This window comes from Dysgonomonas hofstadii (assembly GCF_014196915.1).
GTDB classification, from domain to species: domain Bacteria; phylum Bacteroidota; class Bacteroidia; order Bacteroidales; family Dysgonomonadaceae; genus Dysgonomonas; species Dysgonomonas hofstadii.
Genome location: NZ_JACIEP010000001.1, coordinates 565,972 through 591,200, shown reverse-complemented (window position 1 = coordinate 591,200; position 25,229 = coordinate 565,972). Strand labels below are relative to the sequence as shown.

The following is a 25,229-nucleotide window of genomic DNA, read 5'->3' as shown; positions in this document are numbered from 1 at the left end:
TAGTTCTTTTAGAATTGTAACTTGAGACTAAATCCCATATTCCTCAGGCTTGGTTGCATAAAGTAGTCCACACCAGTGTAATAAGTACTTGATGCCGATGCAACAACTTCAGGATCGAACGGCGCTTTGCAATATAGCAATGCCAGATTATTACCGACAAGACCAACTGTGACATCTGCAATATTATTCAGCCATCTTCTCGGAATGGTATACTCTAAACTAACCTCCTGCAAACGGATATTATCTGCTTTATAAACATAATAGTCGGCCTTTCCCGTTCCTTCTCCTACTACATTCAGGAAATCCTGTGCCGAAATATTTCGTCCATTGATCGTTACACCTCCTGCTTCACGCAGATCGGCACTATGCTGAGAAACTCCGTAACGGTCGAGTACCGCCTGGGTATTGGACACAACCAACCCGCCGAAACGTCCGCTAATCAGAACATTCAGGCGCAGACCTTTATAAGAGAATGAATTGCGCCACCCCATGTGATATTTAGGTAATAAAGAACCTAATTTTTTATATTCATCAGGGTTCAGACCGACCATCGATGGCAATAATGTGGCATGATCGAGATAGATATAACCATTGTTATCCCGTTTAAAGTCGGATGTCATATAAATATCTCCCATAGTACCACCTTCTGTAATTCGTACAACCGGAGAACCGGTACTTCCTAATGTAGCCTTGTCAAACTTGGTAATACCTGTATATTCATCGGAATTATCCAATAGGCGGGTGATTTTATTCTTATTATAAGTAAACGTATAATTGGTAGCCCATGAAAAATCTCCCCATTTATTATCATATCCCAAAGCCAGCTCTATACCCGAGTTTCTTACATTTCCTGCCTGAATGAGCTTTCCGTCATACGAGTCCCCGGCTTCTATGATCTGATGGGTTTGGTTCTTCGTATTTGACAGATAATAAGTAGCGTCTAATGATAACGTTCCGTTCAGAAACTTCATATTAAGTCCGGCTTCGTATGAATTTGTAATCTCCGGTTTTAGGTTATAATTCGGCCGAATCCTGGCTAATGAGTATGAATCGGTTTGTTCGTCATATATATAGAACTCCCGGGTAAGATACGGATCATAAGAGTTACCCACCGAAGTGAAAGCTACACGCGCTTTCAGGTATGAGAACCATTTAGGAAGAGTAACTTTTTCACTGATAAGCCCCGACAGCCCGACAGATGGATAGAAGAAAGATCTTTCTTTCGATTGAGACCATGACAGTGCCGAATCCCAGTCGTTACGGCCGGTGAGTGTCAGGTATAGGAAGTTATCATAACCGATCTCCGCATTAGCAAAAACAGATTGAGTCTGACGTTTCAATCCGTCATCGTCGAGTTTGAAAACCCCTGTGGCACGTCCCACATTCTCTGTTGTAAACCAGTTTGTCACTTTTTCCAAATCACCCTCTACCAGATGGTTTTCCATACGGCGGTCTTTTATCGACCCTCCGACATTCACATTGAAAGAAAAATCTCCGACTCTCTTATCCAGACTTGCAATCGCATCGGCATAAGTTTGTCTTTCGTCACGCAGCTCGAAACGATAGCGTCCTTTCTTTCCGGCGAAAGTAGCCAATGTGCCTGCATAACGTTCGTCTGTATTACGGAAATTGGAATTGTCCACATTTACACGTCCCACTACATTCAGCCAATCGGTGATATTATATTTCAAACTGGCAGATAACATATAACGTTTCCTGTTTACTTTCCTGTCCATCCTGTTCATTATCCAGTATGGATTTTGCAATGAGAGTCCCTGGTCACCATAAGGCCAATACTGGGTATTAACTTCTCTGGACGAATCGTAACGTTCATATAACTGTACTTCGCTGAAGTCTTCTCCGCGAGGGAAAAGATAAAGAGCGGGTAGCGGATTGAAATACTGACCCTGCGAAACCATATTCTTACTCTTCTGTATAATATAGTTTACACTCGCATCAAATAAAAATTTATCATTCAGGAATGAAGTTGTATTTCTGTAAGTGAAGTTATAACGGTCATAATCATTATTGGGAAGAATCCCGGAGGCATTGTTAGCCGAAACAGAAAAATAACTCTGGCTTTGTTCGTTACCAGTGGAGAGTGAAACCGTGTTAGCCACATTTGTTCCTGTATTGAAGAATTTTTTCGGATCAAATCTGTAATTGGTAGGGCCACCCCAACTCATTACCGATCCGTCAACGTTTCCATATGTATTCTGGAATTCGGGCATTTTCATTGCTGATGAAAATGTAGTACTATTGCTATAAGAAACAGATGTCTTTCCTGCACGTCCTTTTTTAGTAGTGATAAGGACAACCCCGTTAGCTCCTTCATATCCGTACAAAGCTGCGGCGGATGGACCTGTAAGCACCGACATACTTTCTATATCGTCCGGGTTGATATCGGCTACACTTTCCGTACTTGGTTGTGCAGACAAAGCTCCTGCGTCCATATTCCCTCCTACATAGTTATTCATCGGCACACCGTCGATTACATATAAGGCATTATTGCTAAGTGTGATGGATTTTGAACCACGCATAACCACTTTAACAGCAGAGCCCGGACCGGCAGCACTGGAATTGATCTGTACTCCGGCCACCTTTCCGGCCAGAGAGTTCATAAAGTTTGCATTTTTTACTGTGGTCAGGTCTTCATTGGTTATTTGCTGAACATTATAACTCAGCGCTTTTTCCGCACGCTTTATACCTAAAGCTGTAACAACAACAGCATCCAGCATAACGTTATCTTCCTGTAAGGTAAGATCAAATGTTGTATTTCGTCCCACAGTTTTCTCTTGTGGCACATATCCCATATATGAAAATACAAGCACATCTTTTTCATTTGCTCTAATGGTATATTTACCATCCATATCGGTTATCGTACCATTGGTAGTTCCTTTCACTAATACACTAACTCCGATTAAGGGTTCGTTATTCACGTCTAATATCGTACCTGCAACTGTTTTTTTAGGAGTATCCTGTGCCAGGTTTCCTTTTTTCAGGACGATCTGATTTCCAGAGATTTCGTAAGTAATACCTTTTCCAGTAAATAAAGAGTTTAAGATAGTATTTATAGATTCATCTTTATATTCGACATTCACTTTTTCGGTAAGATCTAACGAACTATCAAACATAAAAGAATAGTTTGTCTTTTTTTCTATTTCTTTTATCACCCGTTCTATACTGACATCTTTCAGATTCAGTTCTAATTTTTGCTGTGCTTTTAATGAAATAGAAAATATAGTTAAAAAAACACAACAAACAAGCAATGTGATTTTCTTTAGCATTTAATTTAACTTTTTAAATTTGTAACTGCTGAATTTTAATTACTTTTGTAAAAATGGCATAACCTTCTCCTGCTACATATATAACATAGCGGATTTGATGAGAAAAATGGTTTGCTAAAATACAGGGTGTGAAGAACGGCATTTCTTTACACCTTTTTTTCATGGTATTATTATTTATATCTGATCGTCACCTCCTTCCCGTCTATTTTGTATTCGATTGGCGTCATTTTATTTATTAATTCCAGAATTTCCGTTAATGATTCACTTTTTATTTTAAAGCGGTACTTCAAATCATGTTGCGACGGAGATGATGCTACTGCGATATTCACACCATACCAATTCCCCATTTTGGAAAATACTTCTTTCAATGGCGCATGGTCAAATATGAGTTCTTCGAATGTCCACGATATGTCTGAGTCGTCTGCAAACGAATTAATCTCTGTCAGAAATGAGGTTTTATTAATTGATACACGCTGGTTAGGAACCAGAGATGCCAGTTCTATGTCCGATCCACTTTTATATATGCTGACCGATCCCCGTTGCAATGAAACGCCCACAATGCCCGACTGTGCATAAGCTGTAACATTAAATGCTGTTCCATGCACTTTTACATCAACAGATGCTGTCTTCACAATAAACTTATGTTTATCGCTTTTGGCTACATCAAAATAAGCCTCTCCATCGAGACTGACAACCCTGTTCTTCGAATTAAAATCATTTCCGAAGGTCAGTTTAGAATCTGAGTTCAACCATACTTTTGTTCCATCGGGCAGAAACAACTGGCCTTTTTCACCACGTGGCATATAAAAATGTGCATACTCGGCATCATTCCCCCAGGCACCACCATTCATAAATATATTGAGACAAAACATCAAAACAATTGCCGCGGCAGCAGATATTGCCGTATAATAGATCAAAGAGCGTTTTGTATATGTTTTTGATGTCTTTTGCGATATGCCAGTCAGTATATTATTCCATATATTAGGAGCTGAAGAAGAAATATATTCATCATTTTTTCTATCAGATATTATCCATGCCTTCTTCAGATAAATGAACTCTTTTTTATTTTCTTCCGATTCATTGCACCAATCGAGAACAGAAGAAATCTCATCCTGAGTACATTCGTCATTCAAGTATTTAGAAATTAAGGTATAGATATATTCTTTTTCCATTTTATAGTTTATATTCTTCTTTATTATTAAGACACGTGATTTATGAAAAACCCCTACTCTTTATAAAGGAACTTTATAGAAAAATGCTGAATACCTTTTTATAATATGTTTTCAGATGATTATTAATTCTCTGTAAAGCATTTGAAATATGGTTTTCGACTGTTTTTACAGATATATTTTCTTTGCTGGCAATTTCCTTATATGACATATTGTTATAACGGCTCAAACAATATACATTTTTGGTTTTAGGAGGCAGGTCATCTACTGATTTTTCAACTAAAGAAATAAACTCGTCGATATCAATAATTTCATCGGCTTGTTCTTTTATCAGCTCATTTACAAAATAATCCTGAAGTAGATCCCTCCTTTTTTGTTGATCGCGTATTGAATTGAGTATTCTGTTTTTGGCAGATACAAAGAGGTATGTTTTTATATAATTGATAGAGATAGTATCCTTATCTTCCCAAAGTTTAACATATATAGACTGAACCGTATCTTCAATCATTCCAAAATCGTCCGTAAATAACAACAGGTATTTACATAATGACCGGTAATAAAGATTAAAAGTATGTTCAAAATCTTCTCTATTAAGCATAATAATGTATCAAGTATTAGCTGGCCGATATGCCAAAGGTACATAATTATACAATTACCTTGGCACAAAAATAATAATAATTACACCACTTCAGAACTCTTAAAATTAATATAAAAGATATGAATATGGATCAGAGAAAAAACCTTACTTAATTCCGAAAACATGAGATAGCGCGACTATAATGACATAGGTTAAGATATGAAAATAAAATTACGTCCAAATTATTAACCAAATGAACTGGTGAAAATCGCCGGGTTAAAATAATTCGGGGTATATCTCTTTTGATACACAATGAGAATGAGACTTTATCTCTTCGTCAAGAATAGATTTCCATCCGAGTTTTCTAAATTGTTCCTCCAAATGAAGGCAGACCTGAAAATCGTCTTCGGAAACCTTATATACTTGCCCGTCCCTGGTACCTGAAACGGATATTTCGAAGCGGTTATTCAATACCCACACATGAACTTTATATCCGAGTATCTCGACATGTTGAGGTTGCTCCAAATCAGGGAATTGAGCAATCGTGATCTTCAGTTTATCCAGATCATCGAACGAATAAGATTCAAAAGGATCGAAAGCAATAAATCCTTCGGCCAAAGGCTTCGGTTCTATACCTATTGTCGAAAGCTTTGCTATAAGATCGTTCCTGTCATTATATTTCAGATATACACAAAAAGAATCGCCCTCACAATTATGCCCGCCACGGTCACGCATATAATGGAAAAATTCAAGGTTTCTGGCCCAACGTATCACTTCCTCTTTTGTATTATTCTGAAAAAGACGGTCTTCCGGTATTTTATCGAGATTCATATGCTTATTTTTTATATCACGAAGTTAATTAATCTTTTTATATCTGTAAAATATGAATTATACCTTCCCTTCCGTAATCATTTTTTAAGTTTTATTTGTTAAATTTTCACATATAATTTTTCATTCTTAAATTCATTCCCTATATTTGCAAACAGACAAGTTTAGAAGCAAACAGATTACCAATAAGGATGACATTAACTCACAAAGACGCAAAACCATGTGCCATTTTTCTGCCTGAAAATTTGGTAGTTAGCATTGTTTTATTAGAGAGAGAGAGAGAGAGAGAGAGAGAGAGAGAGAGAGAGAGAGAGAGCACACACACACATCATTAACTGACCATCCCTTTTTATTATTCCTGACACTTTTTTATGCGCATTTCATGTGCATAAGATTCTTATGCATATATATCACGCGTGGTTACATGAACGCATGCGCACTACTGCGCGCACCACTGCGCAATAACCTAAAAAATATTTTACAAATTAAAAAAAACTCCGGAAGTTTTTCTGAGAATTTCCGATTTTGCAGGAGTCTAACATTCGCCTGTCCCACGTTACTCACAATGATTTCATCATTCGGGCGCGCATGCGCCCGAATGATGCATGATACGCACAATAATTTTTTCGGCAATAATGGCAAGCCTGCGGACTGTTGTAATATGGACGGCAGGCCGTTTTTTTTGATGCAATTTTTTCGCAAACTACACTATATTCTTTCAAAAGTTTCAATACTCTGCAAGACGGGGAATTACTTATTTGTCTTTAATATTTGTCTTCATCCCCGTATCCTTTCCGCCGCTTGGGAAAGCACCTGGTCGGGATAGGGAGTATTGAAGCTTTTATACAGGATAATAACTAAGAAATAGAATGCAGATATAAATATAAACAATTACAGTAAGAAAAGAGATTAATCATTTTTATAAACTAAAACATTAACTACATGGATCAAGCAAACTTTAAACAAAAACAATGCAGCGTCACCGTTTTAAAAACGGTGTTATTCCTGGTGTTTATTTTTGGCACTATGCTCCATACCCGCGCCCAGATAACGATCGGTTCGGGGATAGAGCCTGAGTTAGGCGCAGCGCTGGAACTTAAAGAACGTATCATTACTTCTTCCGATAACTCAACGAGCGACAAGGGAATGCTATTTCCGCGCGTGAAACTTACTGACAGAGAGAACCTCTTTCCGATGTTCGAGTCGGACGGCTCGGGTGGCTACAAAATAGGTACAAAGCCTTTCAATAAGGCAGATGAAGACCGCAAGCACACGGGGCTGACCGTGTATAACGTCAATTCGCCAATCGCGTTGGAGGACGGCTTGTATATCTGGAACGGCTTAAACTGGCGGATTTTTGAGAGCCAGACGGTTATTACCCCGCAAATAGACGAACTACTGTGTGACAATATAACCATTATCCCCAATATTTATACGGAGGGGCAACCCTACGTAGGCATTTTGAAAATCCCTTATACAGGTGGCAACGGGGGGGCATACGAAGCCACGACGCCCGTATCTATCGGCAACGGATTGTTTATTGAGCTCATTGCCGGCACGCTTGCTGTCGGCGGAGGTGAAGTGTCGTACAAAATTACAGGTACGCCTACTGTTTCCTCACCCATCGTTACCTCTTTCGATATAATTTTTTTAGGACATACCTGCAATAATGTTTCAATAGGTGACGGTGATGTAAAATCTATTTATGTCAAAAACTTATCGGCAGATGTAACCATCAATGCGCAATACGCTAATAATAGTCCACAGACCGCCAATATGCTTCCTTTTGAGGGTGGCAATGTGGAAATCACAGAGAGCGGAACTTACGTTTTTTGCCTCAGGCTTTATGGATTAGTGACTAAAGGTGGAACTACTGCTATTTATAACAGAGAGCCCTATTACATCTATCTGGCACGCAACAATCAGAATCTGGCGAACGTTATCGATGCGGCAGAAATTGATTTATCAACTCCCGTTGATGATACCGATTATAGTTATACCATAATGCTGGGCGGTACTTTTGTGGCCGGCGACAGGGTTGTTATAGCTATGCACCGCCCGACAGGTGGAGTTACTACCCGAAAATGGATATTAAGACAAAAAATGTGCTCCGGCGGTAATATTTCCGCTTGTCCGGTACGTACGAGCATGGTTTATTGGAAACTTTAACCAAACTCCTTTATAATTTTGTAGTATTATGTAGTTTTGGAATACCCTTTCGGGGCGACCCCTGTCTGTTTTCCGGCAGGGGCTTTTATTTCATTTTCATCAAGTCCCAGTTAACACATAATCAGTATTATTATTCAAAGAATCTTCGAATTTATCCGCATCAGGAGAACTTTCGATCATAATAGCCTCTTTCTGAAGCACATGTAATAAATGCCATTAACGGAAAAGGCAAGCTCTATGAGGATATGAGAATGGTGTCTTTACTAATGCACAGAATACTCATATTGTCGTCTTGCTCAATCTTTCGTTGAATACCCTCTGGAATAGCAGTTTTACGACTTATAGCAACGTCAAGGGCATTGGCGACCCTTGCCCTATAAACTTCCAGTCTGTAGGGCAAGCAAGGACAGAGGAACGTGAGATTATAAATCCGAAAGAACATTTTTTATGAGAAAACCTATCCTATTCTCACCTGTGCCAGAGAAATTATATTTAATGTTAAAAATTGAACATCTGCATACTTCGCTTTGTTTGTAACATGAAAATGTTAAAACTTTCACACTATCAAATCAACTATATATATGAAAGAAAACAAGAAATGGTATGCGATAGATAACGATACTATTATTAAAGACCTGCAATCAAATGCCGAGAAAGGACTTACAGATAATATAATACAAAAAAATCACGAGAAATTCGGAGAGAACAGACTTCCCCAGAAAAAGAAAGAGCGCGCTTTAATCCGTTTTTTCAAGCATTTCAATGATATACTGATCTATATCCTGTTTATTGCAGCTATTATTTCTGCCATGCTGGGACATTATGTAGATACTATAGTGATCGCCGTAGTCGCGTTTACAAATGCGGCCATTGGATTTTTTCAGGAGAACAAAGCAGAAAAAGCACTGGAAGACATCAAGAATTTACTCTCGCTGAAAGCGACTGTGATGCGAAACGGACAACGTACTGATATAGATGCATCACAGTTGACCATAGGAGACCTTGTTCTGCTGAACCCGGGAGACAAAGTCCCTGCAGACCTGCGGCTGATAAGTACGAGCAACCTTAAAATAGAAGAGTCGCTGCTCACCGGAGAATCAGTCCCATCTGAAAAAGGTGCGCAAACACTGGATGGAGATACCATGCTGGGAGACCGTAGCAATATGGCATTTTCGAGTACAACAGTAAGTGCAGGAACAGGCAAAGGTATTGTTGTGGAAATAGGTGCCGATACGGAAATAGGAAAGATAAATGAAATGATTTCCGAAATGGACCCCGTTACAACACCTTTGCTCAGACAAACGGCAAAATTCGGAAAGACAATATCAATTGTTATCGTTGGCATTGCTGTATTAATATATGTGTTCGGGTATTTTTTCAGGGACTACGGAGCCACCGAGCTTTTAATGTCGGTAATAGGTCTGGCCGTGGCTGCCATACCCGAAGGATTACCTGCGATTCTTTCTATCATTCTGGCTATCGGGGTACAAAATATGGCGAAGAGGAAGGCAATTATCCGTACGCTGCCTTCCGTGGAAACATTAGGATCGGTATCTGTGATCTGTTCCGATAAAACGGGGACACTTACAAAAAATGAGATGACCGTACAGAATGTTGTCACAAGAGATAATATATTTAATGTATCGGGAACCGGATATGCCCCTGAAGGCAAAATCACTTATAAGGGCGAAGATGTGGATTTTGAAAATCAACGCGTGCTGACAAAACTTATCGACTGTTTCTACTATTGTAACGATGCTTCGCTGGGACTGGATGAAAATGACCGATGGATAGTAAAGGGAGACCCGACGGAGGGAGCACTGATCACCTTATATGATAAGGCCAATCTGAATGAATTAAACATAACAAGGGTTTCGACAATCCCGTTTGATTCGGAATATAAATACATGGCTATCCTTGCCGATACCGGAGAAAAGAAGATTGTCTTCATAAAAGGAGCGCCCGACCGCCTGCTGGATATGGCATCACAGGAAAGATCGGAAAAGGGAGTACAGGATTTCGACCGTAAATACTGGGAAGACAAGATCGTGAAACTCGCTAAAACAGGACAACGCCTGATCGGTGCAGCGTATAAAATAGTGGATAGTAATACAACGAAAATATCGCACGAAGACATTCAGAATGATATTATATTCCTTGGTTTAGCGGGAATTATCGATCCGCCAAGGGAAGAGGCCATTGAGGCAGTAAGGATTTGTTCAGAAGCCGGCATCCGGGTAAAAATGATTACCGGAGACCATGCCGATACCGCAAAAGCCATTGGTAAAGAGATGGGCATCGGGGACGGGCAAAAAGCTCTTCAGGGAAGAGACCTGGAGGCAATGGATGACGAACAGCTTGCTGCAGCAGCTCAGGAATACGATATCTTTGCCCGTACCAGCCCCGAACATAAGTTAAGACTGGTAACAGCATTGCAATCGAATGGCTTTATCTGCGCCATGACAGGAGACGGCGTAAATGATGCTCCCGCCTTGAAAAGGGCCGATGTGGGAATTGCCATGGGAATCAAAGGGACAGAGGTTACAAAAGATTCGTCCGAAATGGTTCTGGCTGATGACAATTTCAGCACAATCGCCGCCGCTGTTGAAGAAGGCAGGCGGGTCTATGACAATCTGAAGAAAACGATCCTCTTCATTCTGCCTACAAACGGCGCGGAAAGTTTCCTTATTATAGCCAGTATACTTTTCGGGACAATGATGCCGCTCACTCCTGTACAAATATTATGGGTAAATATGGTGACATCCGTTACGGTATCATTAGCCCTCGCATTTGAGAATATAGAACCCGATGCGATGAAACGCCCTCCGAGATCGTCTAAGGTGCCACTGTTGAGCGGCTATTTCATCTGGCGGATTCTCTTCGTTTCGGTACTGATCGGAGGTGGAACTTTATGGATGAACCTGAATCTTATCGAGAACGGGGTATCAGAAATAATAGTGAAGACAGTTACAATGCAGACCATTGTGATTGCTCAGTTGTTTCACTTGTTCAACAGCCGTAGCATCAGCAAATTTGCCATAAATAAAGATTTCTTCTCAAATAAGGCGGTATTTGTGGTTTCGGCTTTACTTATTGTGCTGCAACTCGCGATTACCTATATTCCATTTATGAATGATGTATTCGGTACATATCCGCTGGAAGCTCATTACTGGATATACCCTATTGTATTGGGGGTAGTTGTATTCTTTGTAGTAGAACTGGAGAAAGCTATAATGAACAGATTAGGGCTGGCGAAATTGTAATATAGATAATTCTAATTACTGATTGGCATATATTGTTTATATTATCTAAAATTTATAATTTCGTAAGATTCATAAAGTTAATTTTAAGTATCTACCAATGATAAATAAAAAGATTTTCTTTTTTGCCACGGGAACTATGCTCGCCCCTCAACTGGTTATGGCTCAAAAACAACTCCCCAATATATTAATATTCATTGCCGATGACTGGGGATGGGAAGAGTCCGGGGCATACGGTAATAATCTGATAAAAACGCCCAATATAGACAGGCTTGCCGCCCAGGGAATGCGTTTCGACAATTTTTATCTCACAGCAAGTTCTTCGAGTCCCAGCCGTTCATCAATTCTAACGGGAATGTATCCGCATAATACTAACGCAATGAATTTGCACGAAAACATGCCTGATTATACAAGCCTGATTCCTGATGCGTTACGCTCTAAAGGATATTATACTATGCTTGTCGGAAAATCTCATGGTACAAATACCCCCGTATTGCGGGCTAAATTTGATTTTATAGCCGATACAGGCCGGAATACATCCTTGACAATGGATGATCTTTGGCAGAAAGCGATAAAAGAACGCCCGGATAATCAACCTTTTTTTATGTTTGCAGCTTCCCACGATCCACATCGTCCGTACACGGATAGTGAATTTGCAGACCCATATACCCCTGAGGATGTTACAGTTCCCCCATATCTTCAGGATTCACCCGAAATGAGAGCCGAATTAATAGGGTATTATAATGAAATAACAAGGTTCGATAAACATGTAGGGCAGGTTATTGATATGCTTGCGCAAGAAGGCGTATTGGATAATACGCTGATAATTGTTATGAGCGACAACGGCAGACCGTTTCATCAAAGCAAATCAAGAGTCAATGTGCAGGGACTGAAATCGGCATTTATAGTCCGTTATCCGGCATTTATAGAATCAGGTTGTGTTACGAAAAGTCTTGCCAGCGCCGTGGACATAGCACCCACAGTACTGGATGTAGCAGGATTGGAGAAAAGCGCAGGTATGCAAGGATTTAGTATGGTGCCAATTTTGAAAGATAAAGAACATCGTATAAGAAAATATGCATTTGGTGAACACAACTGGCATGTGTTTAAAGCATTCGAGAGGGCTGTTATTACCGAAGAATGTCTCTACATAAGAAATTGGCTCCCTCATTTGACAAACCCTGCTGTATTCGATGTTATAAAAATGCCTTCGCACCTTCGTATGAAAGAGGATTACGAAAAAGGGAAGCTGTCATCTGAGCAATCAGATACATTCATTGTGCCGCGTGCTCCAGAAGAACTATTTGATACCAGAAAAGATATGCATTGCTTACATAACCTTGCGAAAAATAAGAAACAAAACCCGGTACTTATCGAAATGCGTTTGGCTCTCGATACATGGATGAATGCTACCGGTGATGTATTTCCCGGAGAAGGGAAACTAAAGCCGGACCGAAACGACCGTATTACGGGAGATATTATCAAATAATTTTAAGTATAGACTTCCCGGATTTACATACGGAAACAGTATCAACAACGATAGAAAAGTATCTCTTTTGACATAAAGGGATGCTTCAGCTCGGTTTCAGCATGGCACGAGAGTTTTCAACGTTTCCAGAATGCAGGCATAAACAAAGAAAGCACAGTAAATAGTTCCAGACGCCCGGTCAGCATAAGAAAACAAAGATACCATTTAGAAACAGACGGCACATCGTTAAAGTGTCCGTTATGTCCTATATCACCCAATCCCGGCCCGACATTACCCATGCAGGTGATTGCCGCACCTATCGATTCCTCGAAATTGATACCCATAAACGAAAGAACGAGGAAACTGACCACAAGGATCGCCAGATAAAGGAACATAAAGGCCAATATCTTGGTCACGATATCTATAGGAATCACTTGTCCGTTCAACCTTACGGGAAGTATGGCATTCGGGTGTACCTGACGTTTAAATTCGTTTATGGCATTCTTGAACAATACAATGATACGTACGATCTTAATTCCTCCCGATGTGGAACCGGCACAGGCACAGAACAACATCAACAGGCAGAGCATAAAGATGTAAAATGCGCCCCAGTCCATATAATCCACAGAAGTGAACCCTGTGGTAGTAATAATAGATACGACCTGAAACATGGATGTTCGCAACGAATATTCTATATTATCGAAAGTCCCGGAAAAATACAGGCTGCCGGCTATTACAACCGTGAAAATAATACATATAACCGCATACCATCGAAATTCTTCATCTTTCAACAGTTTTTTGGGAACACCTCTCAGTAAGAAGAAGATAAGAGCGAAGTTTGTACCACCGATAAACATAAATACACTCAGCACATATTCCAGATACGGCGAGTTCCAGTAGGCAATACTGGCTTGTTTTGTAGAATACCCTCCTGTCGACATCGTAGCCAAAGCATGGCAAATGGAGTCGAACATGTTCATAGGCCCCACCCACAACAAGACGAATAAAATTCCCGTTACAAATATATACGTCACCCAAAGCCGTTTGGCCACCTGTGTAACGCGCGGACGGAAACGCTCATGCACAATCCCCGTTGTCTCGGCATCATAAAGCACAGATGCATTACCACCCACTATGGGCAATACAGCCAACGCAAATACAATGATACCGATACCTCCTATCCATTGTGTTATACTGCGCCAGAAAAGCAAACCCTTCGGCATACTGTCAATATCTGTAAGTATAGATGCCCCGGTAGTAGTAAAGCCCGACATGGTTTCAAAGTATGCATTGCTGATATCGGGTATCGCCCCGCTTAAATAAAATGGTAACATTCCAAACGCAGACAAAATGACCCAGGTGAGAGATACAACAAGAAAACTTTCCCGTTTACCTATCGACCTTTCATAATCATCTGTTCCGATCAGACGGATAAATATACCACTGAAAAAGGTAATACTAGAACTGATAAGCATGGCATCGCCGGCTAATTCGCGGTAATAGAAAGACACAACGGTAGCCAGCATCATAAATAACGATTCTATGATGAGAAGAAAACCAATTGTCTTAAAGATAAAACGATAATTGAATTTACCCATAGCTCTCAGTTAATGGAAAAGCTTCTCGGCTTCACGTAATGAATCATCAAGACAGAAAACGACCACATGATCATAAGGCTCGATAAGTGTTTCCCCGTCTATCATCATTGGTTCTCCATTACGGATAAGACCCCCTAAGGTCACATTCTTAGGAAGTGTTATTTTCTTTACTTCTTTTTTGGTTATATATGAATTCGGACGGGCGATTATCTCTGCCACATCCGCATTGGCTATTGTCAACGATTTCACATTTGATACATCGGCGCTGAGCAGGAAACGGTAGATATTGCTGACTGTAATCAGTTTCTTATTGATAATAGAGCCAATATCGAGGTTCTCGGCCATCGACATATAATCCATATTCTCCACTTCGGCTACAGTCTTACGCACCCCGAATCGCTTGGCTGCCATACAAGCAAGAATATTGGCCTCGGAGTTACCTGTTACGGCTACAAAGGCATCCATATCTTCGATCCCTTCCTGAAGAAGAAACTCGGCATTGCGCCCGTCATTATGAAATACAGTGACATTGCCCGGTAATTTTTCAAGCAATTTATATGATTTTTCCTTATCCGACTCCAGTAATTTTATATTTGTACTATCGGGTAAATACTGGCTGGTGCGTATAGCAATGCGGCTACCGCCCATTATCATCACATTCTTTACTTCAAAGCTTGTTTTCCCGGCTATCCGGGGAAGCTCTTCCACATTCTCCTTTGTGGCAGTAAAAAACACGATATCTCCCGGAAGCACCTGGTCTTTACCTGTCGGGATAATAGTTCTATTATTTCTCTTTATAGCTACAATATGGAATTTCTTCTCGGCATTGCTCAGGTCAAAGAGATGTTTATTTGCCAATTCCGAATTTTCTCTCACTTTCACCCCAACAAGGATTATAGCCCCACCACAGAGTTCTATCCATTGCCGTACCCAGGGACGCTTCAGGGCTGATACTATTTCTTTTGCAGCCAGCATTTCGGGATAGACCATGGAACCTATCCCCAGTTTATCGAAAAATTCCTTGTTTTTAGGTAACAGATATTCGTAATTGTCGATACGTGCAAAGGTCTTCTTTGCTCCCATATTTGCAGCCAGCATACACGCTGTAATATTTGTAGACTCCTCGGGTGTAACAGCAATAAAAAGATCAGCTTCTTTGATACCAACTTCAGTCAGGTCTTTCAACGAGGTACACGAGCCTGTCATTGTCATCATTTCGAGATTACTCCCTGTAAAGCTAAGTTTCTCTTTATCAAGATCCATGAGCACAATATCATGGTTCTCCATTGACAATAGTTTAGCCAAATGTGTTCCTACTGCTCCTGCTCCTGCAATTACAATGTTCATTTCACCGACACTTAATTTACAACTTTTATTTCTTCCTTTTTACTGACGTCTGCTGTTTTCAACACAGCCTGCATCCTTTGAATCAGGCCATCAATATCAAGTTTACAAAGTTTATTCAGTTCTTTAATCGAACCATGTGTGACAAATTCATCAGGCAGCCCTACACGGGTTACCTTTATATTCTGATAATCGTTTTCCGCAAAATATTCTAATACGGCGCTACCTAATCCGCCTTTTATCACACCGTTTTCAATAATCATGACGTTCTTGAAGTTTTCGGCAACTTCCTTCAGTATATCCGTATCGATCGGTTTTAAGAATATCATATCATAATGGGCGATGGAATAGCCTTGTTCTTCCACCGTAGCTATAGCATCACGCGCAGTATTGCCAATAGGCCCGATGGTAAGTACAGCAAGATCTTTCCCCGATTTCAGTTTTCGCCCTTTACCGATCTCCAGCGGCTTCATTTCGCATTCCCAGTCGATGAGAACTCCTTGCCCGCGCGGATAGCGAATTACAAACGGGCCGTCATTGCCATAGGCGGCTGTGTACATCAAATGGCGCAGATAATGCTCATCGAATGGCGAGGCTATTATCAGATTGGGGATTATCCTCATATAAGCAAGATCGAAAGCTCCATGATGAGTCGGCCCATCTTCTCCCACAATACCAGCACGGTCGAGGCACATCACAACGTGCAATTTCTGTAACGAAACATCGTGGATCACCTGGTCGTATGCTCTCTGCATAAAAGAAGAATAGACATTACAGAAAGGTATGAGCCCTTCCTTTGCCAATCCTGCCGAATAAGTGACAGAATGTGCCTCTGCGATGCCCACATCGAATGCCCGGTCGGGAAATTGTTTCATCATAAAACACATGGAAGACCCTGTTGGCATAGCCGGAGTAATGCCTACTATACGTTCGTCTTTTTCGGCCAGTTCCACCAGCGTATGGCCAAAAACATCCTGGAATAATTGTGGCTGGTCTTTTCTTTTTACTACAATCCGTTCCCCGGTTTCTTTATCAAATTTACCCGGAGCGTGCCAGACTGTAGCAGATACTTCTGCGGGTTTAAACCCTTTGCCTTTAACTGTGTGCACATGCAACATCTTCGGGCCTTTCATATCCTTTATATTTTGCAGGATGCGAATCAGGCTACGAAGATCGTGTCCATCCACAGGGCCAAAATAACGTATATTGAATCCTTCGAAAAGGTTATGCTGCTTGGTGAGCAGCGATTTCAGACTGTTGTTGAAACGCAGGATAAAGTTCTTACCCTGATCGCTGATCAGGTTCCCTCTTTTAAATTTCTGGTAAACATCATTGCGCACCCGGTTATAGGTGGGCGATGTAGTCATTTTCACCAGATAGTCACGTATCCCGCCTACATTATTGTCGATAGCCATATCATTATCATTCAGGATAATCAGCATATCGTTTGGCTGAGAATTGGCATTATTCAACGCTTCGTAAGCAAGTCCCCCGGTCATCGATCCATCACCGATAACAGCTACTACATGCCTGTGCTCATGTTTCAATTCCGAAGCCACAGCCATTCCTAATGCTGCAGAGATCGAATTGGAAGCATGTCCTGCGATAAAGGCGTCATACTCACTCTCTTCCGGATTGGGAAAACCCGAAAGACCACCAAACTGGCGATTCGTATTAAATTTATCCTTCCGGCCTGTAAGTATCTTATGTCCATAGGCCTGGTGCCCTACATCCCATACTATGCGATCATAGGGGGTATCATATACATAATGAAGTGCAACTGTAAGTTCTACTGTCCCCAGACTGGAACCAAAATGTCCGGGATTATTACTGAGCTGGTCTATTATGAAATTCCTGAGGTCGGAGCAAAGAGTCTCTAACTCTTCCATAGTCAGGCTCTTCAGATCAGATGGGTAATTTATTTTCTCTAATATTGATATATCGTGTTGTTCGCTCATAACTTTTCTATTATATAAGAACCGTTATTACATCCGTAATAAACAAGCAAATATATAAAACAAAAACCAGTTATGATGCCTTATTGTTCTTAATTTACACTTGAAATCCGCTTTATTTAACACAGGGATTACCTACGCCTCTTATCTGCCGATATACCACAGATATTCTTGCCTATCAGTAGTTAGAATTAATAGTTCTATTATTTTTTACTACGCGCAATCGGAGATTGCTTGTGTCCCTTTTGGCCAAATCCCCAAAAGGAACCAAAAACGCTTTGGTGGCTCATCCTTCGTGCTACCCGTTACAGGCTCACGGGCTAAATGGAAAGATTGTCCTGCGGACGCTTTCCATTTCACGCCCCTCTCGCCTGACGGGTGCCCCCCACTACGGCTTAATGCCACCGGGCGAAGCCACCAAGGCAGGGTAATTCCCTATCGTGCGCCAGCTTTCCGTGCATAGGTTCCTACGACGGGCACCTGTCCGGTGAAGACGGCGTGAAACCAAATTCTGTCTGAGCCGAAGGCGAGTTTATTTGGTTTAGCCGGCAAGCCGTTGACAGGTCGGCGGGGAACCAAGCACTATCCTTTTGCTTCGTTTTGGGCAATGCCAAAATGAAGAACAAACCCGATGGGTGCGTTAGATTAAACCTAACTATCGATTGTCTTATAATCTACTTTCCAAGCTTTCTAAGGCGGTAAACAATAGGCAGTGTAAAATAGACCGATGCCGGTTTTCCTTCAAATAATCCCGGTTCCCAATCGGGCATATCCTTTACAATCCTGTAAGCTTCAGCATCGAGCGGATGATAACCGACGCCCTTCAATACTTGAATGTCTCCTATTTTGCCGGTCTTACTGACAACAAAACGAACCAGCACTCTCCCTTCTATCTTTCTTTCTTCTGCTTCTTTAGGATATTTCAGATTTTGCCGGATATAAGCGACCAAAGCTCCTTCCCCACCCACAAAACGTGGCATCTTATCGGCATATTGTTCCGGCAGGTCTATTTTCATAAAACGCAATTCATAATAGAAATGGGTCGTCACCACTTTTCCATCTTTCATTCCCGGTGTCATTTTAGGAAAAGAAGACACAAATCGTACAGCCTCGGCATCATACGCAGGAGTAAGGCCTTTGAGTACCGTTATATCTTTAATATCTCCACGTTCTGTCACAACAAATTTCAGATAAACCGTCTTACTTATCAACGAATCGGCATTAACATCCGGATAACGAAGATTTTTTTCTATATACTTGCTCATCTTTTCATGCCCTCCTTCAAATTCAGGCTTTTTGTCGACTTTGATAAAAACAGCGTCCGGATCAAGACTTTGCTTTAACCTGTCATTATCAGTCGAAACATAAATAGTATCCCCGCCATCCAGACCTCTATTTGAAGCCAAAGCCTTTTGTGGAAGAACAATATAGAAGAGAAAAAGTAAAAAAGATAATCGTGAAACAGATAATACCATGTTTGTTTTATTTTCTTAATTTGTTAACAATGTTATAACAAAGAAAACATAAGTTCTGCAATTAACAAACCTGTTTGATAAAAATAAGATATAAAATTGGACTTTAAGTTAATAATATTAATAATTTATTTTACCAATTATCTATAGGAGAAAGTAGTTAAAGGAGTCAGAGCATAGAAATAATCTACTTAACTCCTTTTAACTCCTAAAAAAAATAATTATGGCAAAGTACAGTATTGAATTAGCACAAAAAATGGCAGGTCTCATAGCAGACGAGTTTTACACTATTTCGGAAGTATGCATGGCAACCGGAGTCAGCAGACAGGCATTTTATAACTGGATGGACAGCAAAGAAGAGTTCCGGCTGGAGATAGAGCAGGCAATGAAACACCGCGAAACCGAACTCATGGGTATAGTGCAGGCTTCGCTGAAAAAGAAACTGGAGGGGTATTATACCCTTGTGGAGAAAGATGTGTATGTGCCTGATGAGACGACAGGCGAAGCTGTACTGAAGTCGAAGACGATAACCAAAAAGGAATGCCCGCCGGATTTACGGACAATAAAAATGTTGCTGGACAGGAACGATAAGAAAGATTCTTCGCAGTCGCAAACGGGCAAAGACGAAAAGTATATACCCGGAGAAAACGAAACAGGAAGAAAGGAGGAAGAATTGCCCGGCAAACAGGAAGAAAGGGAAGAAATTGTAAAAGCCCCGGTTTCGGAGGCCTGTGCTGAAAAAGACGTGAGCCGTCCAATATCCCCTGTTATGAGGAAAAACGAACAGAAAAAGAAGAGGAACATGACAAGGGAAAAAATCAAAAAACATGTAAACTTTGTCAAGTTTTAACAATCACACAAGACTCAACTCGATTTTTCACCACGGAGTAACCGAGTTATGCGGGGTTCTATAAAAAATAGAGACGATTCCATTATCTGATTTTAATTCATATACGGACTTTCAGATATGTTGAACAACATACAACACCTTATTGCTTTTTAAGTTAATTTATACTTTATTCGCCTTAGCTATTCTATCCTATAGAATCTAACAAAAACTAATATCTAAATCGAAAAACAAGGAGGGACACACTTTTCCCAGAATTTTCTTAATATAAAATGAACAGCATGAATCGGAATATCCCTAAATTAAACCTTACATTAGCTCTGCTGGGAGTCGGAATTTTATTTCTGCTCCTTTTGGTTAATTTTCTTACATTCGAACTTCCCAAGACCGGGTATAACCATAATGAAATAAGGCTGATAATAAGCTACATATATGTTTACGGTTCTATTCTTATGATGTTTCTTATTTTTGGCTTGTCGGCAGTAAGTATAATCATATCGGCAATATGTATATTTAAGAGGACGCATAATTATAAAAGTATTATAGCATTAGTTATTTCTTCTATAATGCTTATAATGTGCGGGGTAAACATGATTCTGCAATTTGTGTACGAACAGGACCTATTAGGTATGATCTTCTAGAAGAATCTGTTGATTACAGCTAAAACCAATTGGACAAAATGAAAGAAATACAAGACCTGAACAAGATGAATATGGATGACCGTTTGGTCTTCGTTGATAGAGTATCAAGTGATAAGAAAATATCACCCAAAAGAAAAAAAATGTATACTGTTCTTGCTTTTGCCCTTCTTCCCCTTGCCATCTTCTTGCATTCCAAAGAAATGGACAGAAGAGCAAAAAAGCCGAGGTGACATCACATAATAAAAATAGCTGCTTCGATCTCAAAACAGCTATTCTCTATTATTTGTCAATATTTTGGTTTACGACCTTTTCTGTGACCTTTCTTATCTGATGAACCCGAATTCGAAGGTCTGGAATCTGTATTCCTACGGGGACTCCTATCGCGAAAACCTCCACGGTCGCGATCGCGTTCCCGCCCTCCCCGATCTCTATCGGCAGAACTGTTCCCGCCCTGAGCAACTTCTACAGACAGGCGACGACCGTTTTGCTCCTGCCGGCTCATCGATTTTATTACTTTCTGAGCATCGCGTTCAGGTACTTCAAAGAAAGAGAAGTTCTGCATGATATCTATACGGCCTATGGCAATCTTTTCGGGCACAAAATCATTTACAAGCCCCATCAGTGTAGCCGGATTTACATTATCGGTACGGCCTACATTGATAAACAGGCGCGAATATCCTCTTTCCGCAACACGCCCTCCTGTTGAACGATCGGAACGTTCCCTGTCTTTACGTCTCGGGAATGACTTGTCGTCACGGGAAGACCGGTCTGATGGTGTTTCTATTTCTTCGGCATCACGGTAATAATCTATCAGGCGGTTAAACTCAAGAGCTACCACGCGCTTGATAATATCTTCTTTTTCGAGCCAGTCCAGTTTGCGGTATACCGAAGGAAGAAGATTCGATATTTCGTCTTCGTTCACCTTTACCTTTTCTATGCGGTCTACCAGGCTGAACAACTGCTTTTCACAGATAGCTTCACCCGATGGAATAACTCCCTGTTCGAATTTCTTGTTGATTATTTTCTCGATTTCGCGAATCTTTCCTTTTTCTTTTACATGGACAATCGCAATAGAAATACCGGTTTTACCCGCACGCCCTGTACGGCCACTGCGGTGCGTATAAGATTCTATATCATCGGGCAAGCCGTAGTTTACCACATGTGTAAGACTATCCACATCTATTCCACGGGCAGCCACATCAGTAGCAACAAGCAACTGTAGATTCCTTATACGGAATTTCTGCATTACATAATCACGCTGAGCCTGCGACAAGTCTCCGTGCAAAGCATCAGCATTATATCCATCCTGGATTAATTTATCAGCTATTTCCTGTGTTTCGCGACGGGTGCGGCAGAATATGATTCCGTAAATACTGGGATAATAATCGGCAATACGTTTCAGCGCAAGATATTTATCCTTTGCATGTACCATATAGTAGACATGCTTCACATTATTCGCACCCTCGTTTTTACGTCCTATAGTTATTTCTTTAGGACTCTGCATGTATTTACGAGTGATTTTGCTTATCTCTTTCGGCATGGTAGCCGAGAAAAGGAGCATTGTCCTTTCTTCAGGGACTTTACCCAGTATCTCATCAATACTTTCCATGAATCCCATATTGAGCATCTCGTCAGCCTCATCCAGCACTACATATTTCACATTTTCCAGTTCTACTGTTTTGCGATTGATAAGGTCGATAAGACGCCCCGGAGTGGCAACAATGATCTGCACTCCTCTTTTCAGAGACTTGATCTGGCTTTCGATACTGGAGCCGCCGTAAACGGGCAGAACACGTAAATTATCGATGTATTTGGAATAGTCCGCAAGATCGCCGGCAATTTGTAGGCATAATTCGCGGGTAGGACAAAGAATAAGCGCCTGAGGCACATTTTCTTTTACATTTATTTTTTGTAATAACGGCAAGCCGAATGCAGCGGTTTTCCCTGTTCCGGTTTGCGCCAATGCTATTACATCACTAATTTCGCCAAGCAGGTATGGAATCACTTCTTCCTGAACAGGCATAGGATTCTCATATCCCATTTCTTCGATCGCCTTGCGAATATTCGCGGCAACCCCTAACTCTTCAAATGTTCTCATTAAAAAATTTTCAAATATCTATTGTGGTAATTAAGTCTTTACATGACTCACTCCCACCCAAAAAACATTCGACATAAAAGAGTTAGCCATAAAAGAGGCGCAAAGATAGCGATTAGTTTTTATGTTTTCACATGATTTTAGAATAAGTTTATACAGATAATCAAAATAGAAGAATAAAAAACACTATTTTTGCATTTAATTGTTAAAAGAACACTTACTTTAGATAAGAGAACTATAACAAAATGAATATCAATAAATAAAATCATAAAAAATGAAGAATTCTTTACTACTCACTCTAATTGCATGCGCTATATTGAGCCCTTTGGCTATATCGGCTCAGAAAAAAACAGCAGCGAAAAAGGTCTCGCCGATAAAAGAGATCACCCTTAAGACAGCAGAAGATTCCATCTCTTATGCGCTGGGAGCATCAATGGTGCAAAACGGACTAAAAGGCTACCTGCAACAGATGGGTGTTTTAGCCGATACTGCAAATATCAGTTCCGATTATGCTACAAAAATCGCAAATGAAAAAGACGCTTCGAAAATAGCTAAATTAGAAAGTGAGCTAAAGTTTAAAAAAGACTCTATAGACAAAGCTAACACTAAGAGTCTTGACGAATTTCTTTCAGGTTTTTCTCAAACGCTGAATCAAGATAAGAGCAAAAGCTCATACAATGCCGGTGTTGCTATTGGAAGCCAGATATCCTCAGCAACAGAACGGTTTAGTGGCGAAGTACTGGGAGAAGGAAAGACAATAAATATGGACGCCTTTGTGGCGGCATTTACCAGCAGCCTGAAAGACGAGAAAATGCTGATAGAAAACACGGACGATCTTGTTCAGAACGCAGCAATGAAAGCACAGCAAGCAAACGAAGCAAAAAAAGCAGAAGATCTAAAAGCGCAATATGCCACCCAGATAGCAGAAGGGGATCAATTTATGGCTGAAAACAAAACTAAAGACGGAGTGATCGCCCTCCCTAATGGACTACAGTATAAAGTGATAACAATGGGGACTGGCGAAATACCAACTGCAAGCGACCGCGTAACAGTGCATTATAAAGGCACTTTGCTAGACGGAACTGTCTTTGACAGTAGTATCGACAGAGGAGAACCCGCTACATTCGGCGTAGGGCAGGTAATAAAAGGCTGGACAGAAGCATTGCTGTTGATGCCTGTGGGTTCTAAATGGATACTATATATTCCTTATGACCTGGCATATGGAAGCAGAGATCAGGGAACAATAAAGCCTTTCTCAAATCTGATATTTGAAGTAGAGCTGATTGATATCGCAAAATAAAAGACATACTATAGAAAAACAAAGCGGGGCCAAATTCATATTAGCCCCGTTTTCTATTTTATTAATAATAGATTTCAGTTGCACAAGACAACTTCGTTTCTATACATAGTAGCCCGTTCCTTTCGGAGCAACTGATTTTATCTTCCCTAAGCAACCAACCCAAAGCAATGAATATTACTTTGTCTTTGTAATTTGTAAACTCCCCAATCTCCCGAATGGATAATTTCCCTTTGTCAGATAATAAGCTTAGGATATTACCGGCATTGATTCCAACATCATCTTTAATCATGATTTTACATTTTTAGTACTTGGATTTTAAACAACTCTCACTAGAACAGAAAAAGCATTTACCTTCTGCGGTAAATTCACAAAGAAAAGTACGTTAACGATTTAACGTATAAGGGCATTGAAGCATATCTTCTTAAAACAAAAATATAAATAAAATACTGAATTTTCAAATATTATTGCAATAAGTTATTCATATATTTACACAGGTGTTATTTTGTCATTGGATCGAAAACATACACATTCGCCGCACCTTTAGGGGATACTACCCAAAGAACATTATACGGTGCAGCCATCCCGCCATTGTTAGCCATAATGTAGACAGTCTTTTTTGTGGCATTGTAATATACTGCCATATTATCGATTTCGGGCTCTAGCAGATGCTCGTACACCTTTTTGGGGAATATTATATTCTTACCTTTGATAGAAACTGATATCGACTGATATTTCAGTTTCGGGGATTCATTCCTACCTACACCCATCACAGGCTTACCATTGATAAGATACCCTCTCACCCGTTGTTCCAATGCGGTATTTTTTGAATTAACGGGAGTAACAGAGACATTTACCCGTACATCATCACCCCGAAACGAAACCGACCCATGAGCAGAAAGTCTTTCAACCTCTATCATTTCATAATCATCTACCCTCATCAGATTAGTTCCTCTGATATACCCCCTTTCGATAGTTCGCGATGGTGTATAATAATCCACATATCGCCAGGGGTCTATTTCGGGATCAGCAGGATACATATAGAATACCGAATCGTTAGGAACCAGAATCCGATGTGTTAAATCCCCAAGACGGGGACTGAAGTCTATACTACCCTTTATGGTATCCCGAGCCACTACAAATTGTGCGGAAATATCCTGTTTCGATAAAAACAAGAGCAATAATGTACATAATATTGTGTAAGTTCGTTTCATATCTGATC

Annotated in this window: 19 protein-coding genes; 7 read left to right on the top strand and 12 right to left on the bottom strand. The window is 40.5% G+C overall.

What is annotated here, in order from left to right:
• Positions 1–8: 8 nt before the first annotated feature.
• The 4 genes from GGR21_RS01845 to GGR21_RS01830 form a co-directional block, all read right to left on the bottom strand.
• Positions 9–3,287: a SusC/RagA family TonB-linked outer membrane protein gene (locus GGR21_RS01845; RefSeq protein ID WP_183305431.1), complete on the bottom strand. Its 3,279-nt coding sequence runs from the start codon at positions 3,285–3,287 to the stop codon at positions 9–11.
• Positions 3,288–3,457: 170 nt separating this feature from the next.
• On the bottom strand, positions 3,458–4,459 hold the full coding sequence (locus GGR21_RS01840; RefSeq protein ID WP_183305430.1) for a FecR family protein: 1,002 nt from the start codon (positions 4,457–4,459) through the stop codon (positions 3,458–3,460).
• 73 nt (positions 4,460–4,532) lie between these two features.
• Positions 4,533–5,054 (bottom strand): RNA polymerase sigma-70 factor, encoded by a 522-nt coding sequence (locus tag GGR21_RS01835; RefSeq protein ID WP_183305429.1) that lies wholly within the window; start codon positions 5,052–5,054, stop codon positions 4,533–4,535.
• A 255-nt stretch (positions 5,055–5,309) separates the two neighbouring features.
• Positions 5,310–5,864 (bottom strand): hypothetical protein, encoded by a 555-nt coding sequence (locus tag GGR21_RS01830; RefSeq protein ID WP_183305428.1) that lies wholly within the window; start codon positions 5,862–5,864, stop codon positions 5,310–5,312.
• A gap of 939 nt (positions 5,865–6,803) precedes the next feature.
• Between GGR21_RS01830 and GGR21_RS01825 the strand changes: the two genes are divergently transcribed.
• The 3 genes from GGR21_RS01825 to GGR21_RS01815 all read left to right on the top strand — a co-directional run bounded on the left by GGR21_RS01825 (position 6,804) and on the right by GGR21_RS01815 (position 12,779).
• A complete protein-coding gene (locus GGR21_RS01825; RefSeq protein WP_183305427.1) occupies positions 6,804–8,030 on the top strand; it encodes a hypothetical protein in 1,227 nt (408 codons plus the stop codon).
• Positions 8,031–8,611: 581 nt separating this feature from the next.
• Positions 8,612–11,293, top strand: a complete 2,682-nt coding sequence (locus GGR21_RS01820) for a cation-transporting P-type ATPase (RefSeq protein WP_183305426.1) — start codon at positions 8,612–8,614, stop codon at positions 11,291–11,293.
• A gap of 97 nt (positions 11,294–11,390) precedes the next feature.
• Positions 11,391–12,779 carry a sulfatase family protein gene (locus GGR21_RS01815; RefSeq protein WP_183305425.1) on the top strand — a complete coding sequence of 463 codons (1,389 nt, stop codon included), beginning with the start codon at positions 11,391–11,393 and terminating at the stop codon, positions 12,777–12,779.
• A 116-nt stretch (positions 12,780–12,895) separates the two neighbouring features.
• On the opposite strand, the gene GGR21_RS01810 is transcribed toward GGR21_RS01815, so the two are convergent.
• The 5 genes from GGR21_RS01810 to GGR21_RS01790 form a co-directional block, all read right to left on the bottom strand.
• Positions 12,896–14,356, bottom strand: coding sequence for a TrkH family potassium uptake protein (locus GGR21_RS01810; RefSeq protein WP_183305424.1), 1,461 nt, complete (start codon positions 14,354–14,356; stop codon positions 12,896–12,898).
• 9 nt (positions 14,357–14,365) lie between these two features.
• Entirely contained in the window at positions 14,366–15,703 is a 1,338-nt protein-coding gene (gene trkA, locus GGR21_RS01805; RefSeq protein WP_183305423.1) for a Trk system potassium transporter TrkA, read from the bottom strand.
• Positions 15,704–15,714: 11 nt separating this feature from the next.
• Entirely contained in the window at positions 15,715–17,658 is a 1,944-nt protein-coding gene (gene dxs, locus GGR21_RS01800) for a 1-deoxy-D-xylulose-5-phosphate synthase (RefSeq protein WP_183305422.1), read from the bottom strand.
• A 210-nt stretch (positions 17,659–17,868) separates the two neighbouring features.
• Positions 17,869–18,060: a hypothetical protein gene (locus GGR21_RS01795; RefSeq protein ID WP_183305421.1), complete on the bottom strand. Its 192-nt coding sequence runs from the start codon at positions 18,058–18,060 to the stop codon at positions 17,869–17,871.
• 269 nt (positions 18,061–18,329) lie between these two features.
• Positions 18,330–19,061, bottom strand: coding sequence for an energy transducer TonB (locus GGR21_RS01790; RefSeq protein WP_183305420.1), 732 nt, complete (start codon positions 19,059–19,061; stop codon positions 18,330–18,332).
• 289 nt (positions 19,062–19,350) lie between these two features.
• Between GGR21_RS01790 and GGR21_RS01785 the strand changes: the two genes are divergently transcribed.
• From GGR21_RS01785 to GGR21_RS01775, 3 genes are all read left to right on the top strand, one after another.
• The gene (locus tag GGR21_RS01785) at positions 19,351–19,977 is read left to right on the top strand and encodes a hypothetical protein (RefSeq protein ID WP_183305419.1); all 627 of its coding nucleotides are present in this window, start codon (positions 19,351–19,353) and stop codon (positions 19,975–19,977) included.
• A 278-nt stretch (positions 19,978–20,255) separates the two neighbouring features.
• Positions 20,256–20,615, top strand: a complete 360-nt coding sequence (locus GGR21_RS01780) for a hypothetical protein (RefSeq protein WP_183305418.1) — start codon at positions 20,256–20,258, stop codon at positions 20,613–20,615.
• Positions 20,616–20,653: 38 nt separating this feature from the next.
• On the top strand, positions 20,654–20,845 hold the full coding sequence (locus tag GGR21_RS01775) for a hypothetical protein (RefSeq protein ID WP_183305417.1): 192 nt from the start codon (positions 20,654–20,656) through the stop codon (positions 20,843–20,845).
• Between the two features lie 56 nt (positions 20,846–20,901).
• Here the strand turns inward: GGR21_RS01775 and GGR21_RS01770 are convergent, their stop codons facing one another.
• Positions 20,902–22,713, bottom strand: a complete 1,812-nt coding sequence (locus GGR21_RS01770; protein WP_183305416.1) for a DEAD/DEAH box helicase — start codon at positions 22,711–22,713, stop codon at positions 20,902–20,904.
• Between the two features lie 271 nt (positions 22,714–22,984).
• Between GGR21_RS01770 and GGR21_RS01765 the strand changes: the two genes are divergently transcribed.
• Positions 22,985–24,010 (top strand): FKBP-type peptidyl-prolyl cis-trans isomerase, encoded by a 1,026-nt coding sequence (locus GGR21_RS01765; RefSeq protein WP_183305415.1) that lies wholly within the window; start codon positions 22,985–22,987, stop codon positions 24,008–24,010.
• Between the two features lie 61 nt (positions 24,011–24,071).
• Here GGR21_RS01765 and GGR21_RS01760 read toward each other — a convergent pair whose 3' ends face one another.
• Entirely contained in the window at positions 24,072–24,299 is a 228-nt protein-coding gene (locus GGR21_RS01760; protein WP_183305414.1) for a winged helix-turn-helix domain-containing protein, read from the bottom strand.
• A gap of 208 nt (positions 24,300–24,507) precedes the next feature.
• Positions 24,508–25,221: a hypothetical protein gene (locus tag GGR21_RS01755; RefSeq protein ID WP_183305413.1), complete on the bottom strand. Its 714-nt coding sequence runs from the start codon at positions 25,219–25,221 to the stop codon at positions 24,508–24,510.
• Positions 25,222–25,229: the final 8 nt, after the last annotated feature.